Source organism: Microbacterium sp. MYb72 (genome assembly GCF_002979415.1).
Lineage (GTDB): Bacteria > Actinomycetota > Actinomycetes > Actinomycetales > Microbacteriaceae > Microbacterium > Microbacterium natoriense.
The window spans coordinates 90,633-105,360 of record NZ_PCOT01000009.1; the positions used below are offsets into that span (position 1 = coordinate 90,633).

Consider the following 14,728-nt stretch of genomic DNA (forward strand, 5'->3'; position numbering starts at 1 on the left):
TAATGCTGCACGGTGACAGCGTGATGGGTTTCACATCATGACCCACCGGCACGCCGGAACCGACGTGCTTGTGTGGTGGTGGGTATGCCGTGGGGGCGGACCGGCTATGGAGCCGACGCCCAGCGCGCACGTCAAGACGTGCACACACCTGACCAAGTGTAATGCCGCGTAACGTGGCGGTCAAATGGGAGGTGCGCTCACCGCAGGTCTCTGATACGCGCGGCCACCGAACCGCCCTCCCCCGTCCTGCGCTCGGCCGTGACCGCGATGATGAGCAGCACCGCTCCCATGACCGCCAGCGTGATCCACCACGGCATGGATTCGATGCCGCGCCCGATCTGCACCGAGAACACGAACACGTTCTCGATCGGCAGCACGATCAGTCCGATGAGGAAGGGCGCGGCGAGCCGCCCGCGGGATCCGACGAGGATCGCGGCGAGAGCCAGCACCATCACCAGGATCGCCCGCCAGGTGAGCGGATCGGTGAAGGTCGAGACGATGGACGCGATCATCATCACGACGATCCCCGGGGCGAGGAGCGCCCAGGATCCGCTCCACCGCCCTGGCCAGCTGTTCAGCGTCGGCCGGCTCTTCGTGGAGGCCTCCCCCTCACCGCCGCTCGGCGGCGTCGAGGAGCCGCCGAGCACGCCGGCGAGGAGCAGGAAGGCGCCGAGCGGGAGCGAGAACCACTCCACGCGCAGGTCGCGCGGGCTCCACGCGACCACGGCCGTGACGAACGCGATCGCGAAGAGGAACCAGACCGGCGGGAGCAGTGTCCCCCCGCGTCGCGCACGGGATGCGGCGACCACCACGGCGAGCAGCCACACGAGCATCAACGACCACATCGCCCAGATCGAGAACCAGTCGCGCTCGATCGCGAACCACGTCCCCGCGGCGAGCGCGAGCGCAGACGGGGCGCCGAGCCAGCGACTCGATCGCACAGGGGACTCCGCGGGGACAGCCCTTCGGATGCCGCGGGCGGCGAGCAGCAGCACGGCGGCGCCGAGCGCGCTCACGCCGAGGCAGGAGAGGAGGAGAGCGGCGCCGTGCAGCGTCGGGACGTCCTGACCGAGCCCGATCCGGATGGCCTGGATCGTGCCGACCGTGGATGCCAGGCCCGCGGCGAGGAGCGTCGGGATGCGCAGTCTCCGCAGCCGCCGCATCCTCACCCCGGCGCCCTCGCGGCCGAGCAGAGCCGCGAGCCCGAGCAGCGCCCAGGCGGCGAGCAGCAGACCGCCGACCCGCCAGGGCACGGAGACCTGGCCCGCGGCATCCGGCTCGACCACGGCGACGATGGCGAGCAGCGGGCCGATCGCGAGCGCGAGACCCGCGGCGTACAGACCGATCGCCGCCCGACCCCGCAGGGTCAGCACCGTCGCGACGGCCGCGGCGCCGAGGGTCGGCGGCAGCAGATACGCCTCGAGCAGGTCGACCCCGGTCATCCCCCACACGCACCACAGCGCCCCGGTGAAGGACGCGGCCGCGACCCACCACAGCAGGCGACGGCCGGCGAAGATCGCGCCGGCGGTCGCGCCGATGCCGAGGATCAGCAGCACGAGGAACGTCGTCCCGAGCCCCGCGGCGTCGCGCCAGAGCGCGAGCCCGACCGCGATCACCCCGGTGAGCAGGGCGGACGCCTCGATCGCGATGCGCGCGGCATCCGCCGTTCCGATCGGGTGTCCCCTGGTCACGAGCGCGGCTCTCACGATCGGCGTCGACGGCAGCACCAGGGCGACGAGCACGGCGATGATCGGCAGCGTCACCGGGGATCCGCTCGACGTCAGCAGCTGCGCGCCGAGGCACACCACGACGACGGCGAGCGCGGGCACGAGCATCGCCGCGGCCGCGGTGCGCACGGCGAGGGTGAGCCCTGGACGCCGTGTGAGGAGCAGAGACATCGCGAGGGCGAACATCAGACCGGTGGACAGCGCCGTCCATCCGCTGCGCTCGACGACCACCTGCAGGATGCCGATGCCGAAGGGCACGGTCGCGACGACCAGCACGGCCTGCCAGGCGCGCGCTCCAACCCGCGGGAGGTAGGTGCAGACGATCGCGGCGCCGAGGCCGGCAGATGCCGTCAGGCACAGCTGCGCGATCCCGGAGACGCCGCCCTGCCCGAGCGCGATGGCGACGAGGACCAGGGCGTACGCGAAGCCGGCGCCCACGTAGAGGAAGCGGAACCGCTGCGGACGCGCGGAGGCGAGCGCGGCCAGCGCGACCAGGGTCCCCGCCCCTGCGAGCGGGACCGCCGCGGTCTCGCGCCACGCGACCATCACCGCGGCGACGAGCGCCAGGTGGGCCGCGACCAGCAGGATGAGCCTGGCCCCCGGAGCGGACACGAAGGTCGGGAGCATCCGGAGCGCGGCGGCGACGAGCACCACGGCCGCGGCGAGCACCGCGACGGAGGCCGGAAGCGGCACCAGCTTCGCGCAGCCCAGCACGAGCACCGCGACGGCAGCGGCGACGAGCGACAGCCGCGCGGCGGGCACCGAGAGCCCGCGGAGCCCGTCGCGGTCGCGTGCGAGCCCGCCGAAGACGGCCAGCCCTGCGCACACCGCGGCGAGTCCGACGACGACACCCCACGCCGTGTCTCCCAGCGCGTAGCCGGAGTCGCCGCCCCGCACGAACTCGCCCACCGTGGCGACGCCCGACATGGCGGAGAAGCCGAGCAGCACCGCGGAGGGCACGGCGAGGACCGTGAGGGCTCCGGCCGCCACGAGACCACGGGGCACCGCACGGGGCAGCGGGACGAGCGCCCCGATCAGCACGAGCGCGACGGATGCCGCAGCGGGGACGATCGCGAACAGCCACGGCGTGCTCTGCAGCGCCTCCCCGGTGAGCGCGAAGACCGCGACGACCACGGCCGCCGCTCCCGTGCCTCCGGCGCCGTACGCCCAGAGACCGGCGAGCATCCGCCGTGCGGCGATGACGGCGTGCACCGCGACGAGCAGCAGCACCCCGCTGATCGTGAGGAAGAACGCGGTGTCGCTCCCGGCATCCACCCGCCACATGAGGGCGAGGGCGCTCAGGGAGGCGATGAGCTGCACCGCGGTGAGGGTGATCTGCTCGACCAGAGGCGGCCGCACCCACTCGATCAGCGCTGCTCCGGCCGCGGCGACGCCGATCGCACCGAGCACCACCGACAGCGGAGTGCCCCCGGCGACGCCCAGCATCGCCGGGGTGAGCGCGAGCGCGGTGACCGCGGTCCACTCCCAGATCCGGATGCCGCGGCGACGCCCCGCGAGGAGCATCACCGCACCGGCGGCGGCGGTCACGGCGGCGGCCGTGAACCACGGATCCACCGCGGGGGCGGCGAGCTGCGCGAAGGCGTGGATGTCGAGCCCCGCGAACACCAGGCCGAGGCCGCCGACCGCCTCCGCCGAGAAGCGCAGCGAGCGACGGGAGAGCATCCACGCTCCCCCAAGGAAGAGCAGGGTCACCAGGCCGACGATCACCCCGCGCAGCGCACGGTCGGCGAGGTCGGGGTTGAAGTAGGTGAAGACGATCGCCGCGACGGCGAACAGACCGGCCCCCGCCGTCGCCAGCACCGACTGCAGCGTCGCGCTGCTCTGCGGATCGGGAGCGGATGCCGGGGAGAGGTCCGTGGCCACGACCGGGGTCGGAGCATCCTCCGCTGGGCGCGGCATCGCGCCGACCGGTGCGAGTGAGAGGACCGGGACCTGACGGAGGAGCTCGTCTCGGGCGCGCATCGCCGCGGCCGCGGACTGCGACGCCTTCCACACGTCTCCCGAGATGGGCCCGCGCAGATCGGCGCCGCAGCGCGCGCAGGTTCCGCCGGACAGCGTCCACTGGCAGATGGGACAGCTGGAGTCGTCGAGCAGGTGTCTGGCGACGGACTCGCCCCAGGTCGACAGCGGCATGGTGCCCGTCGTGGTCATCGCTGCTCCTCCTCATCGGGGATCCAGCGCAGGATCTCTCCCGGCTGGCAGTCGAGGACGCGGCAGATCGCGTCGAGGGTGGTGAAGCGCACGGCCTTGGCCCTGCCGTTCTTGAGCACGGCGACGTTGGCGGGGGTGATGCCGATCGCGTCGGCGAACTCCTGCACGCTCATCTTCTTGCGGGCGAGCTGCACGTCGAGGTCGATGACGATGGGCATCAGACGACCTCTGACAGATCCTGCTCGAGCTCCAGCGCCTTGCGGAGGAGTCCGCGCAGCACGACGACGAGCAGGGCGAGCGCCGCGCTCACCACGATGCCGAGCACGGCGAGGAGCACGAGCGAGAGCGACACCGCGCGGCTCGCGACGATCACGATGAACGAGGCGAGGATCAGGGCTCCGGCCGAGACGAGGGCGGCGAGGATGACATCGACGTACCGGAAGGCCTCCACGCGGAAGATGCGCTCGGCCTGCACGAGGGAGAGCAGGAACCAGATGCACACCAGGGTCACCTCGACGAGTCCGAGGAACAGCACGGCGCCGATGATGCCCGGCACCTCCAGCTGGGCCACGTCGGGATTGCGGATCGCGGTGATGCGCGCGACCTCCGGGATCACCAGGATCTGACTCGCGAGCAGGAGCCCGAGCAGGAGGACGATCAACGCCTTGAGGATGCGAGTGACGTGAGGCTGCATGACGACCCTATCGATCAGCAATGGATATCTATCGAAAAACGATAGCCATCGCCGACTCGACGCTCCACTCGCGCCGCGCTTCTCCCAGGGGATGCGCAGGATCCGGCTCCGGCATCCCCTCCGCGATGCGGGGCGGCGTCGCTTCCGGGACCGGCGAGCGCACCCAGGGCGCGCCTCCCTGTCGACGGACCGCGCGGAGCGGCGCGCGCGGCCTATGCTGGCGAGGTGACGCAGCACGCTCCCCGGGTCGCCGTGCTCGGCCCCGTGACGGTCGCGGCAGCGGACGGATCCCCGGTCGAGATCCCCGGCGCGACCTCCCGCGCCCTCCTCGCGTCCCTGGCGCTGAGCGCCGGGGCCTCCCGCAGCATCGAGGCGCTCTCCGCCGACGTCTGGGGCGACGAGCAGCCGGCGAATCCGCGCGGCGCGCTGCAGACGCTCGTCTCCCGCCTGCGCGCATCGGGCGGAGCCGACGTGATCCGCAGCGACGCGATCGGCTATGCGCTCGGCGATCAGGGCTCCTGCGACCTCACGATCGCGCGGTCGGCGGATGCCGAGGCGCTCCGCCTGCCCGACGGCGATCCCGCTCGCCTCGCCCTGCTCGACGACGCCCTCGCCCTGTGGCGGGGAGACGCCGGCGCCGACCTCGGGCTCTCCCCCGTGGCCGCCGACCTCGCCGAGGCGTCCGATGCGCTGCACCGGCGACTGCGGTCCGCGCGCTCGCGCTCGCTCATAGCCCTCGGCCGCGCCGCGGAGGCCGTTCCGCAGCTCACCGAGATCGCGACCGCGCAGCCCTACGACGAGGACGTGCACGCGCAGCTGATGACGGCCCTCGCCGACTCCGGTCGACCACAGGAGGCGCTCGCGGTGTTCGCCGCGATGCGCACGCGCCTGCGCGACGACCTCGGCGCCTCTCCCGGTGAGACCACGACCGCCCTCAACGCGCGGATCCTCCGTGGCGAGACCGGTGGCTCCCCCGCGCCGATCCGCATCGGTCTGCGGGCTGCGCCCAACGAGCTCATCGGCCGCGAAGGAGACGTGGCGGGGATCGGCGACCTGCTGGTGCGCTCGCGCCTCGTGACGATCCTCGGGGCGGGAGGCCTGGGCAAGACCCGGCTCGCCCAGGCGGTCGCGGCGGCCTCCGACGCCCCGGTCGTCGCGGTGATCGCCCTCGCCAGCATCCGCGCCGATGCCGACCTCGAACCGGCGATCGGCGCGGCCCTCGGCATCAGCGAGGCGTCGACCGGCGGCCGTCTCTCCGAAGCGCGCGCCCAGCCCGATCTGCGGACCCGCATCGTCGCGCTGCTCACCGAGCGCCCGACGCTGCTGGTGCTCGACAACTGCGAGCAGATCATCGACGCGACGGCGCGCTGGGCGACGGAGCTGCTCGCGTCCGCGCCGACCCTGCGCATCCTCACGACCAGCCGCACTCCCGTGGCGATCGCGGCAGAGGCGGTCTACCCGCTGACCTCCCTCAGCGCCGACGACGGTGAGGGACCGGCGGTGCGGCTCTTCCTGCAGCGGGCGCGCGCCGTGCGGCCCGACGCCCGGCTGAACACGGATGCCGTCGCGCGACTGTGCGTGCGCCTCGACGGCCTCCCCCTGGCGATCGAGCTGGCGGCCGCCCGTGTGCGCACCATGACCGCCGAGCAGATCGAAGCCAGGCTGGAGAACCGCTTCGCCCTGCTCACCGGCGGCGATCGCGCGGCCCCCGAGCGCCACCGCACGCTGCAGGCGGTCATCGAGTGGAGCTGGGATCTGCTCGACGACGACTCGCGCACCGCGCTGACGAGGCTGTCCCTCCTCCCTGCGGGGTTCTCCGCGGCGACGGCATCCGCCGTGCTCGACGAGCCCGTCGTCGACGACCTCCTCGACCGTCTGGTCGCCCAGTCGCTGCTCGTCGTCGCGGAGGCGGGCAACGGCGCGGACCTGCGGTTCCGGATGCTGGAGACCGTGCGCGAGTTCGGGCTCGCCAGGCTCGCCTCCTCCGGTGCGGAGGACGCCGCCTGGGATGCCGTGCTCTCCTGGGCGAGCGCCTACTCGCGGATGCCGGGCGCCAGCCTGCTGGGCGCCTACTCCCCCGCGACGGCCGAGGCGCTGCGCGAGCTGAGCGCGGAGAACGACAACCTCGTCGCCGCGCTGCGTCACGCACTCGACGGGAACCGCTCCGCCGAGGCCGTGCGGATCTTCGCGACGCTCGCGACGTCGTGGGTCGTGCGCGGCTCCTTCACCGAGTTCATCGGATTCGCGGCGGCGATGATCGCGGCGATCGACCGCCTCGACGACCATGCGGTGCCGCACGACGTGCTCGTCAGCGTGCTCCTGCCCTGCGCGCTGATGTCGCTGCTCGGCGAGGACCCCCGCGGCCTGCGCGCGTTCAGCAGGCTGCGCCGACTGCACCGCTCCCCCGCCGTCGTCCTGAGCCCAGGGTGGGCCGCGCTCACCTCGGTGGCCGTGCAGATCGCCCGGCCGGAGAGGATGATGCAGGCGCTGGAGGAGCTGCGCCGGTCGAGCGAGCCCTCCGCACGACTCATCGGCGAGTTCATGACGTCGCAGACGGCCGAGAACATGGGCGACGCCGAGGGCGCCGCCCGCTCGGCGCAGCGCGCATGGGAGCTGGCCGAGCAGACCGGTGATCGCTGGATCGCCACGCTCTCCGCGAGCTCGTCCGCCCAGATCGCCGGGCAGTCTGGCCGACCCGCCGACGCGCTCGTCTGGCTCGACAGGGCGAAGCGCGCCGCGGAGGACTTCGACGCGGCCGAGGAGCGGGTCCAGCAGGACTGGACTCGCGGCATCGCGCTGCTCGGCCTCGGGCGCATCGACGAGGCCGAAGGCTACTTCGACGACCTCTCGCGCACCGGCGAGCTCACGCAGCAGGGCCTCGAGTACGCCGCGCTCGGCTGGTTCGGGCTCGCGGAGGTGGCACGCGCCCGCGGTGAGCGCGACCGCGCCGTCGCCGACTACCAGCGCTCCCTCGACGCCTTCGCCCACGGCTCCCAGCGCGCGAACCCCTGGTACCTGCTGCTCGTCGCGAGCCTGATCGCGGCATCCGCCTCCGACGGGCTGCTGCCGCCCGCCGACGTCGCGCGCTGGGCGGCCCGGCTTCGCACGCGGATGCGGGCGCTGCACCGCATGAACCCCGTCTACGTCGACCGCCCCGTGCTGGGCACCGTGCTCGCGGGGTGGGCGGCCTGGGCGCTCACGAGCGCACCGGAGCGGGATCGAGGGCTGGCCGCGCTGGCCCTGGCCGAGAGGCTCGGCGCCCGACAGGACCTGCCGAGCCTGAGCCTCGCGACCCTGTTCGCCCGCGCCGCGGAGGTCACGGGCGCGGAGGCGGTCGCGGCGGCACGCGCCGAGGCATCCGTCCTCGCATCGGACGAGCTCGCCGAGCGCGCCCTGCGGATGCTGGAGAAGCCCCGCACGGACTGAGTCCGCACGGGGCCGTCCGGATCCGGGTCAGGCCTTGCGCATGTACGCGCGCACCGTGAGCGGAGCGAAGATCGCGACGATCACCGCGGCGCCGAGGATCGAGATCCAGGCGTCAGCGCCGAAGACGCCGTTGTTGATGATCTCCCGCACCGCGGTCACCAGGTGCGACACGGGGTTGATGTTCACGAACCCCTGCAGCCAGTCCGGCATGGTGTCCACCGGGACGAAGGCGTTGGACAGGAACGTCAGCGGGAACAGCACGAGCATCGAGATGCCCTGCACGCTCGACGCGGTGCGCGCGATCACTCCGAAGAAGGCGAAGATCCAGCTGATCGCCCACGAGCAGCCGATCACGAGGAGGCCGGCCACGATCACCGCGCCGATGCCGCCCTCCGGACGCAGGCCCATGATGTAGCCCATCGCGAAGGTCAGCGTCGTCGCGATCGCGTAGCGGAGGGTGTCGGCGAGCAGCGCACCCGACAGCGGCGCGATGCGGGCGATCGGCAGGGACCGGAACCGGTCGAACACGCCCTTGTCCATGTCCTCGCGCAGCTGCGTGCCCGTCACCACGGATGTGGTGATCACGGTCTGCACGAGGATGCCGGGGATGATCACGGGCAGGTAGGACGCGACGTCGCCCGAGATCGCCCCGCCGAAGATGTAGGTGAACATCAGCGTGAAGATGATCGGCTGGAGCGTCACATCGAAGAGCTGCTCCGGCGTGCGGCGGATCTTCACGAGGCCGCGGTAGGCCATCGTGAGGGTGTTCTGCACGGTCTGTCCGAGGCTCGTGCGGTTCTTCAGGCGGCGCTCGGATGCCGGCACGATCATGCGGGCGGGCGCGACGGCGGTGGCGCTCATGCGTGCACCTCTTCCTTCTGCGTGTCTGCGTCTTCGTCTGCGGTCGCCGGGCGACCGGTGATGGTGAGGAACACCTCGTCGAGCGTCGGCTTCTGCACGCTCAGCTCCGTGACGCCGATGCCGCTCTCGCGAAGGGTGATGAGCAGGTCGGCGACGCGGTTCGCATCGGCCATCGGAGCCGTGAGGCGAGCAGCCTCGGGCGACAGCGTGCCGCGGACCCCGAGGATCCTCTCGATCGCGGTCAGCGCGTCCGCCGTGTCGGCGGGGTCGGTGAGCCGCAGTTGCAGGCTCGACGTGCCCACGGACGCCTTGAGCTCGTCGGCGGTGCCCTCGGCCACCACCTTGCCGTGGTCGATGACGGCGATGCGGTCGGCGAGCTGGTCGGCCTCGTCGAGGTACTGGGTCGTGAGCAGGACGGTCGACCCGGTCGCGACGAGCTCGCGGATCGTGTCCCACATCTGACCGCGGGTGCGGGGGTCGAGGCCGGTTGTCGGCTCGTCGAGGAAGATCAGCGGGGGCTGGGCGATGAGGGATGCCGCGAGGTCGAGGCGCCGACGCATGCCGCCGGAGAAGTCCTTGAGCGGACGACGGGCGGCCTCCGCGAGCCCGAAGCGCTCCAGCAGTTCCTCCTGCTTGGTCTTCGCCTCGCTGCGGCCGAGGCCGAGCAGACGGGCGAAGATCATGAGGTTCTCGGTGGCGGAGAGCGTCTCGTCGACGGATGCGAACTGCCCCGTGACGCCGATGAGCTGGCGGACGATCTGCGGGTCGCTCACGACGTCGTAGCCGAAGATCCGACCCGATCCGCCGTCCGGACGCATCAGGGTCGCGAGCATGTTGATGGTGGTGGTCTTGCCGGCGCCGTTCGGGCCGAGGACTCCGTAGACGGTGCCGGTCTTCACGCGGAGGTCGACGCCGTCGACCGCGCGGTTCTGCCCGAACACCTTCACGAGTCCATCGGCCTCGACGGCCCAGTCTGCGCTGCGTTCTGTCATGGGAGACAGCATCCGCTCGCCCGCTTTCAGGGCGCTGTCGCGTCGCTGTCGTCCGCTGTCGCGCACTGTCGGCGCACGTCGCGGTGCGGCGTCGGCGATGCCGACGCGCTCCGCCGACCGGCCGCGGTCAGACGGTGTCGGGGCCGAAGGGCGAGTCCAGCGACTGCGTGAGCTCGGCGAGCATCGCCTCGATCTGCGGCTCGACGTGCTGAGAGATCGCGGCCTGGATGTGCAGGCGGTGGCGCAGGAGCATGCCGCAGATCTCCCGCCCGACCATGTTCGCGTACTCGTCGGCCAGCGACACCTCCTGCCGGAGGGCGGCCTTGGCCTCGTCGCTCAGCGGCGGCAGCGGAGGGAGCTCCTCGGCGGCGTCATCGGCCATGCCGGCGATCGTGAACAGGAACGGCGCACCCGGCACGGGCTCCGGGTCGAGCGGCAGTCCGTCGAACTCCGGATCGAGGTCCTCCGACGGCCGGTAGCTGCGGGCCCTGTTGCGTGCGGACTGCTGGTCGAGCTCGCGCTGCAGCATCGGGAGGTTGCGTGCCGTGTACTCGGCCACCGCCGCGTCGACGATCGCCTTGATGCGGGTGGAGAGGCCGTGCTGCACACCGTGCGGGGCGTTCGCCGCGATCCCGGCGGCGGAGAGCACCGGCGATCCGAGGCACCGGCGACAGGGCGCGACGCGTCCGCGGTGGGTGGCCGGCTCCCAGCGCGGCACCCAGCGCAGCCAGGCCTCGACGGCCTGGTCGACCTGCGTCTCCAGCGAGCGCTCCACACCACAAGCGTACGGCGCGCCGGGCGTGTCGGACCAGATTCGCGGGTCGTGGCGTCACTCGGCGTCGTCGCCCTCCCACGGCCAGTGCGGATGCTGCGCCCTCGTGCGCCGCAGGGCGATGCCACCCCATGCGGCCACGGCCGCGGCGGCGAGGAGCACGAGGCTCGGGCCGCCGCGCACCAGATCGCCGACGACCGCCGTCGCGACGATCAGATCGCTCGTCGAGAGGAGCACGGCGACCCACACCGCGAGCAGGTGGACGAGAGCGGCGCTCAGAGCGACCACGGGCACGGAGAGGAAGGACGGATGCCGCGCCCGCAGCGCGAGGCCGAGGGTCGCGGCGAACGCGATCACGCCGAACAGCATCCCCACCGCTCCGGGTGCCTGACCGAGGCCCCGGATGGAGATGATGTCGGCATCCGTCGTGATGCTCAGCGCCCCGAGCCCGAACACGGCGAGCGCGAAGAAGCTGATCACGGCCATGACCAGGGCCAGAACGGCCGAGACCCCCGCAGACGAAGGCCTGCGGGGGTCTGACGATGACATCTCGTGTCCTAGCGGGAGAGCGTCGGCCCCGCCTCGAGCGTGCGCTCGTACTCGCGCTGCGCCTCGGCGTTGAGCTCGGTCTTGCGGGCGCCGCTGCGGGCGACCCAGGCGCCGAACCAGATGGTCAGCTCGCGTGCGAACACGAAGGCGGCGATCGCCAGCGGGGTCAGGAGCTGGCCGTTGACGAACTCCGCGCCCTCCGAGGCCGTGAGGCGCCAGAACGGCTCCTCGACGAGCTGGCCGAGGATGTGCCCGCCGTACGCGATCGCGCCGACGATGATGCCGAAGATCACCCAGCGACCCCAGCGACCGCGGTTGATGATCGCTCCCAGCAGCCAGAAGCCGAGGAAGAAGACCACGACGGGGATCCAGAAGCCGAACGTCGTCAGCGGGGCGAGGGCGGCTTCGCCGATGTTCTTCCCCGTGACGTCTCCGGAGAGCGCGCCGAGCCCCAGAGTGGCCCCGAGGTAGAGGATCGCGAAGGCGAGGGTGGCGAGCAGGCCGATCGCGCCGGCCGTGCCGCGGTTGCCCCGCTCACGAGGCGGCTCCGGGGCCTGCACGAAGATGGGCTGCTGCGCGAAGGCGGCGACGACCGGAGCTTCGGCGAGCACGGGCTCGGACGGGACGATGCGCGTCTCGGTGTCGTCCGCAGACGCGTAGGCGGAATCGGCGATCGTCGACTCCTCGTGCGCGACGGGCGCGGTGTACACCGCGGTCTCATCCGCGTCGGCGGCGTAGACGTCGTTCAGCGCAGGAGTGGAGAACGTTCCGGGGTGGTCGCGCTCTGCCTCTTCGAAGGCGGCGAGATCGGGGTCGGCGACGGGGGCGGCGTCGGCCGCTGCATCCGTCGTCTCCGCGGCGTCGGACGCCGCTCCGGGGACATCCGCACCCGCTGCTGCGGCGGCGTCGAGACCGGCGTTCGCGCTGTCGACGACGTCATCGACGTCGTTCGGCTGCTCGGGCCGGGGAACCTCGGGGTCACTCATGGGGGCGCCTCTCATAGGATGTGGTCAGTGCGAGGGTACCTCCGCGTGTTCACGCGCTGCCGGAGGCGTGCCGACGTGTCGCCGACCCGGGGTTCCGCGGTACCGGGACAGGACCTCAGGGCAGGACGCTGCGGAGGCTGTCGCCGACGAACGAGGCCATCGCCGGGACGATCGGGATCGCGAACCACACGAGCACGGCGATCACCCCGGTGCACAGGAGCCCGGCGATCCAGCTGATCGCCAGGTTGCGTCCCCCCACTTTCGCCATGACTCCACGCTACGACCGCTGATGCGCCGGTGAGCGGCGCAACGCCGACATCACGATCAGCGGCTCACCATCACCGGCGACGACGCGTTCTCGGCGATGCGCACGGGCTTCCCGCTGCCGTCGGCCGGCACGGACCAGACGTCGTCGCCGACCGCATAGGCGACCGTATCGTCGTCGAGCCAGGCGGCCTGATCGTCGACGTTGCGGTCCTCGGCGAGCGGCTCCTCCTCCATGGTCGCCAGATCGAGGACGTACAGTCGCCACGGGTCGTCGACGCTGTCGTTCACGCGCTTCTTGAACACCAGTCGCGTCCCGTCGGGAGACAGCGAGGGGCACTCGAGGTTCTCCCGCACGGTGTGCGCGGTCCACTTCTCGTAGTCGCCCTGGACGAGGTAGGTCTTGCCGCCGGTCGAGACCGTGGCGTAGAAGGTGTTGTCGTCGTCGGTGAAGGTCACTCCCCAGTAGTTCGCGTCGACGCGGTGCACGCGCTGCCCGTCGATGAAGAGCTGGAGCCCCTCGATCGAGTCGACGAGGAAGTCCTTCTCGCGGTCGTACATCCCGGTCCTGGTGGAGAAGTTCGTCCCGGCGTAGTTGTCGCCCGTCACGAACACCGTCCACGCGACCATCCGCCCCGATGGCGATACCCGTGCGCGCGAGGGCACCCCGCTGTAGGTGAATGTCTGCTCCTCCGTGAGGTCGGCATCCCTCACCGACACGGTGGTCGTCGGCTTCAGGCTGCCCTCGATGCTCACGCACACGGCGGTGTCCGCGGCCGCGTAGAACCGGCTGCACTCCAGACCGGTGCCGCTCCTGTCCTGTCCGTCCTGCTGCACGACGTATCCGTCGGTGCCGCGCACGTAGAGCCCCGCATCGGTCGCCGGAGCGACGGCGGCCTCGGCGTGCGAGGGCGCGCCGTCGCGGTTCACGGCGAACAGCGAGTAGCCGACGCCGACGAACGCGAGGACCAGCGCCGCAGACCCCACGAGCGCGATCCGCTTCGTCATCGGGGTCACGCGACCTCCTCCGCAGTGGAGCGCTCGGGGCGGATCAGCACGGCGGCGGCGAGGAGCACGACCAGGAGCACGACGGATGCCGCGGCGAACGCCGCCGTCACGCCCCAGAACGTCCAGGCGGCGCCGAACAGGACAGCGGCGAACAGCCGACCGGTGGCCTGCCCGGTCTGCAGCAGCGCCATGCCGCCGGCGCGGCGGTCGCGCGGGATGCCAGGACCGGCCAGCGCCATCAGCACGCCGTCGGTCGCCGCATAGAAGACGCCGAGGAGCAGGAGCAGGAGCACCAGCAGCACGGGGCCGTCGATCGGGAGCAGCAGGGTCGAGTAGGCGCCGAGCAGGGCGAGGTTTCCCAGCAGGAACGGCAGCCGACGTCCGATCCGATCGGCGAGACGCCCCATCGGCACGGCGAGCGTCAGATAGACGAGCGCGCTGCCCAGCGGCAGCAGCGGGAAGAACACGGCATCCAACTGCATCCGGTCCTGCAGACCCAGGTAGAGGAAGCCGTCGCCGATCGTGGCCAGACCGAGGATCGTCGCCGCGATGAGGAGACGACGGAACGCCGGATCACCGAGGATCTTCACCGTCTCCCGCAGCGTCGGGCGCGGGGCCCCGACGGGGACGTTTCCCCGGCCAGGGACGAAGGCGATGAGGACGAGGACCCCGAGCGTGGCGACGCAGAAGCTCACGATGAAGACGGCGTCGAAGGCGTCGGCCAGCATCCACAGCAGCCCGAAGGCGGCCAGGGGGCCCAGCAGTGCGCCGGCCGTGTCCATCGCCCTGTGCACGCCGAACGCGCGCCCCTGATGGGCGTCGTCCACCGAGAGCGAGATCAGGGCGTCACGAGGCGCCGTGCGGATGCCCTTGCCGATGCGGTCGACGGCGAGCGTCGCCGACAGCGCCACGGTCGACGTCCCCGACAGCAGCAGGAACGGCTTGCAGATGGCGGACAGCGCATAGCCGATGCCCGCCACGAGCTTGTGCTGCGACCAGCGGTCGGCGATGTGACCTCCGAGAAGGCGGACGAAGGCGGTGACGCCGTTGTAGAGGCCGTCGAGGAAGCCGAAGGCGAGCGGGGTCATGCCCAGCCCGATGACGAGGTACAGCGGAAGGACCGCCGTGACCATCTCGGAGGAGAGGTCGGTGAGCAGGCTCACCGCCCCCAGTGCGATCGCGGTGCTGCCGACTCCGGCCGCACGGCGGCCCACCTGAGGGTGGACCGCCGTGCTTCCGTCGTCCTGCCGCGATTTGCTGCCGGCGAGGTACATGAT

12 protein-coding genes are annotated in these 14,728 nt (G+C 72.0%); 1 reads left to right on the forward strand and 11 read right to left on the reverse strand.

The annotated features are described in order from the left end of the window. Positions 1-197: 197 nt before the first annotated feature. Genes CQ047_RS07190 through CQ047_RS07200 form a run of 3 tightly spaced genes read right to left on the reverse strand, consistent with a single transcriptional unit; the run spans position 198 to position 4,593 of the window. Complete coding sequence (locus tag CQ047_RS07190) at positions 198-3,899, reverse strand: SCO7613 C-terminal domain-containing membrane protein (protein ID WP_105673713.1); 3,702 nt, start codon at positions 3,897-3,899, stop codon at positions 198-200. Next, positions 3,896-4,117: a helix-turn-helix transcriptional regulator gene (locus CQ047_RS07195; RefSeq protein WP_105673714.1), complete on the reverse strand. Its 222-nt coding sequence runs from the start codon at positions 4,115-4,117 to the stop codon at positions 3,896-3,898. The genes CQ047_RS07190 and CQ047_RS07195 overlap by 4 nt, the downstream gene beginning before the upstream one ends. Then, the gene (locus CQ047_RS07200) at positions 4,117-4,593 is read right to left on the reverse strand and encodes a DUF2975 domain-containing protein (RefSeq protein WP_105673716.1); all 477 of its coding nucleotides are present in this window, start codon (positions 4,591-4,593) and stop codon (positions 4,117-4,119) included. The genes CQ047_RS07195 and CQ047_RS07200 overlap by 1 nt, the downstream gene beginning before the upstream one ends. Positions 4,594-4,818: 225 nt before the next feature. Between CQ047_RS07200 and CQ047_RS07205 the strand changes: the two genes are divergently transcribed. Then, entirely contained in the window at positions 4,819-8,019 is a 3,201-nt protein-coding gene (locus tag CQ047_RS07205; protein WP_105673718.1) for a BTAD domain-containing putative transcriptional regulator, read from the forward strand. A gap of 27 nt (positions 8,020-8,046) precedes the next feature. On the opposite strand, the gene CQ047_RS07210 is transcribed toward CQ047_RS07205, so the two are convergent. The 8 genes from CQ047_RS07210 to CQ047_RS07240 form a co-directional block, all read right to left on the reverse strand. Next, positions 8,047-8,880, reverse strand: a complete 834-nt coding sequence (locus CQ047_RS07210) for an ABC transporter permease (RefSeq protein WP_105673720.1) — start codon at positions 8,878-8,880, stop codon at positions 8,047-8,049. Continuing rightward, complete coding sequence (locus CQ047_RS07215) at positions 8,877-9,872, reverse strand: ATP-binding cassette domain-containing protein (RefSeq protein ID WP_105673722.1); 996 nt, start codon at positions 9,870-9,872, stop codon at positions 8,877-8,879. The genes CQ047_RS07210 and CQ047_RS07215 overlap by 4 nt, the downstream gene beginning before the upstream one ends. A gap of 127 nt (positions 9,873-9,999) precedes the next feature. Further along, positions 10,000-10,647: a spermidine/putrescine ABC transporter substrate-binding protein gene (locus tag CQ047_RS07220; RefSeq protein ID WP_181155857.1), complete on the reverse strand. Its 648-nt coding sequence runs from the start codon at positions 10,645-10,647 to the stop codon at positions 10,000-10,002. A gap of 54 nt (positions 10,648-10,701) precedes the next feature. Then, positions 10,702-11,193 (reverse strand): hypothetical protein, encoded by a 492-nt coding sequence (locus tag CQ047_RS07225; protein ID WP_105673724.1) that lies wholly within the window; start codon positions 11,191-11,193, stop codon positions 10,702-10,704. Positions 11,194-11,201: 8 nt separating this feature from the next. Then, positions 11,202-12,179 carry an ABC transporter gene (locus CQ047_RS07230; protein WP_105673725.1) on the reverse strand — a complete coding sequence of 326 codons (978 nt, stop codon included), beginning with the start codon at positions 12,177-12,179 and terminating at the stop codon, positions 11,202-11,204. A 115-nt stretch (positions 12,180-12,294) separates the two neighbouring features. Then, positions 12,295-12,447 carry a hypothetical protein gene (locus CQ047_RS18820; RefSeq protein ID WP_181155858.1) on the reverse strand — a complete coding sequence of 51 codons (153 nt, stop codon included), beginning with the start codon at positions 12,445-12,447 and terminating at the stop codon, positions 12,295-12,297. Positions 12,448-12,503: 56 nt separating this feature from the next. Continuing rightward, entirely contained in the window at positions 12,504-13,460 is a 957-nt protein-coding gene (locus tag CQ047_RS07235) for a hypothetical protein (protein ID WP_219844598.1), read from the reverse strand. Next, entirely contained in the window at positions 13,457-14,725 is a 1,269-nt protein-coding gene (locus CQ047_RS07240) for an MFS transporter (protein WP_105673727.1), read from the reverse strand. The genes CQ047_RS07235 and CQ047_RS07240 overlap by 4 nt, the downstream gene beginning before the upstream one ends. Positions 14,726-14,728: the final 3 nt, after the last annotated feature.

Excerpts from the sequence above, each read along its gene's own strand:
- CQ047_RS07190 (WP_105673713.1), bottom strand. The coding sequence starts at position 3,899 with ATGACCACGACGGGCACCATGCCGCTGTCGACCTGGGGCGAGTCCGTC.
- CQ047_RS07195 (WP_105673714.1), bottom strand. The coding sequence starts at position 4,117 with ATGCCCATCGTCATCGACCTCGACGTGCAGCTCGCCCGCAAGAAGATG.
- CQ047_RS07200 (WP_105673716.1), bottom strand. The coding sequence starts at position 4,593 with ATGCAGCCTCACGTCACTCGCATCCTCAAGGCGTTGATCGTCCTCCTG.
- CQ047_RS07210 (WP_105673720.1), bottom strand. The coding sequence starts at position 8,880 with ATGAGCGCCACCGCCGTCGCGCCCGCCCGCATGATCGTGCCGGCATCC.
- CQ047_RS07215 (WP_105673722.1), bottom strand. The coding sequence starts at position 9,872 with ATGACAGAACGCAGCGCAGACTGGGCCGTCGAGGCCGATGGACTCGTG.
- CQ047_RS07225 (WP_105673724.1), bottom strand. The coding sequence starts at position 11,193 with ATGTCATCGTCAGACCCCCGCAGGCCTTCGTCTGCGGGGGTCTCGGCC.
- CQ047_RS07230 (WP_105673725.1), bottom strand. The coding sequence starts at position 12,179 with ATGAGTGACCCCGAGGTTCCCCGGCCCGAGCAGCCGAACGACGTCGAT.
- CQ047_RS18820 (WP_181155858.1), bottom strand. The coding sequence starts at position 12,447 with ATGGCGAAAGTGGGGGGACGCAACCTGGCGATCAGCTGGATCGCCGGG.
- CQ047_RS07240 (WP_105673727.1), bottom strand. The coding sequence starts at position 14,725 with ATGTACCTCGCCGGCAGCAAATCGCGGCAGGACGACGGAAGCACGGCG.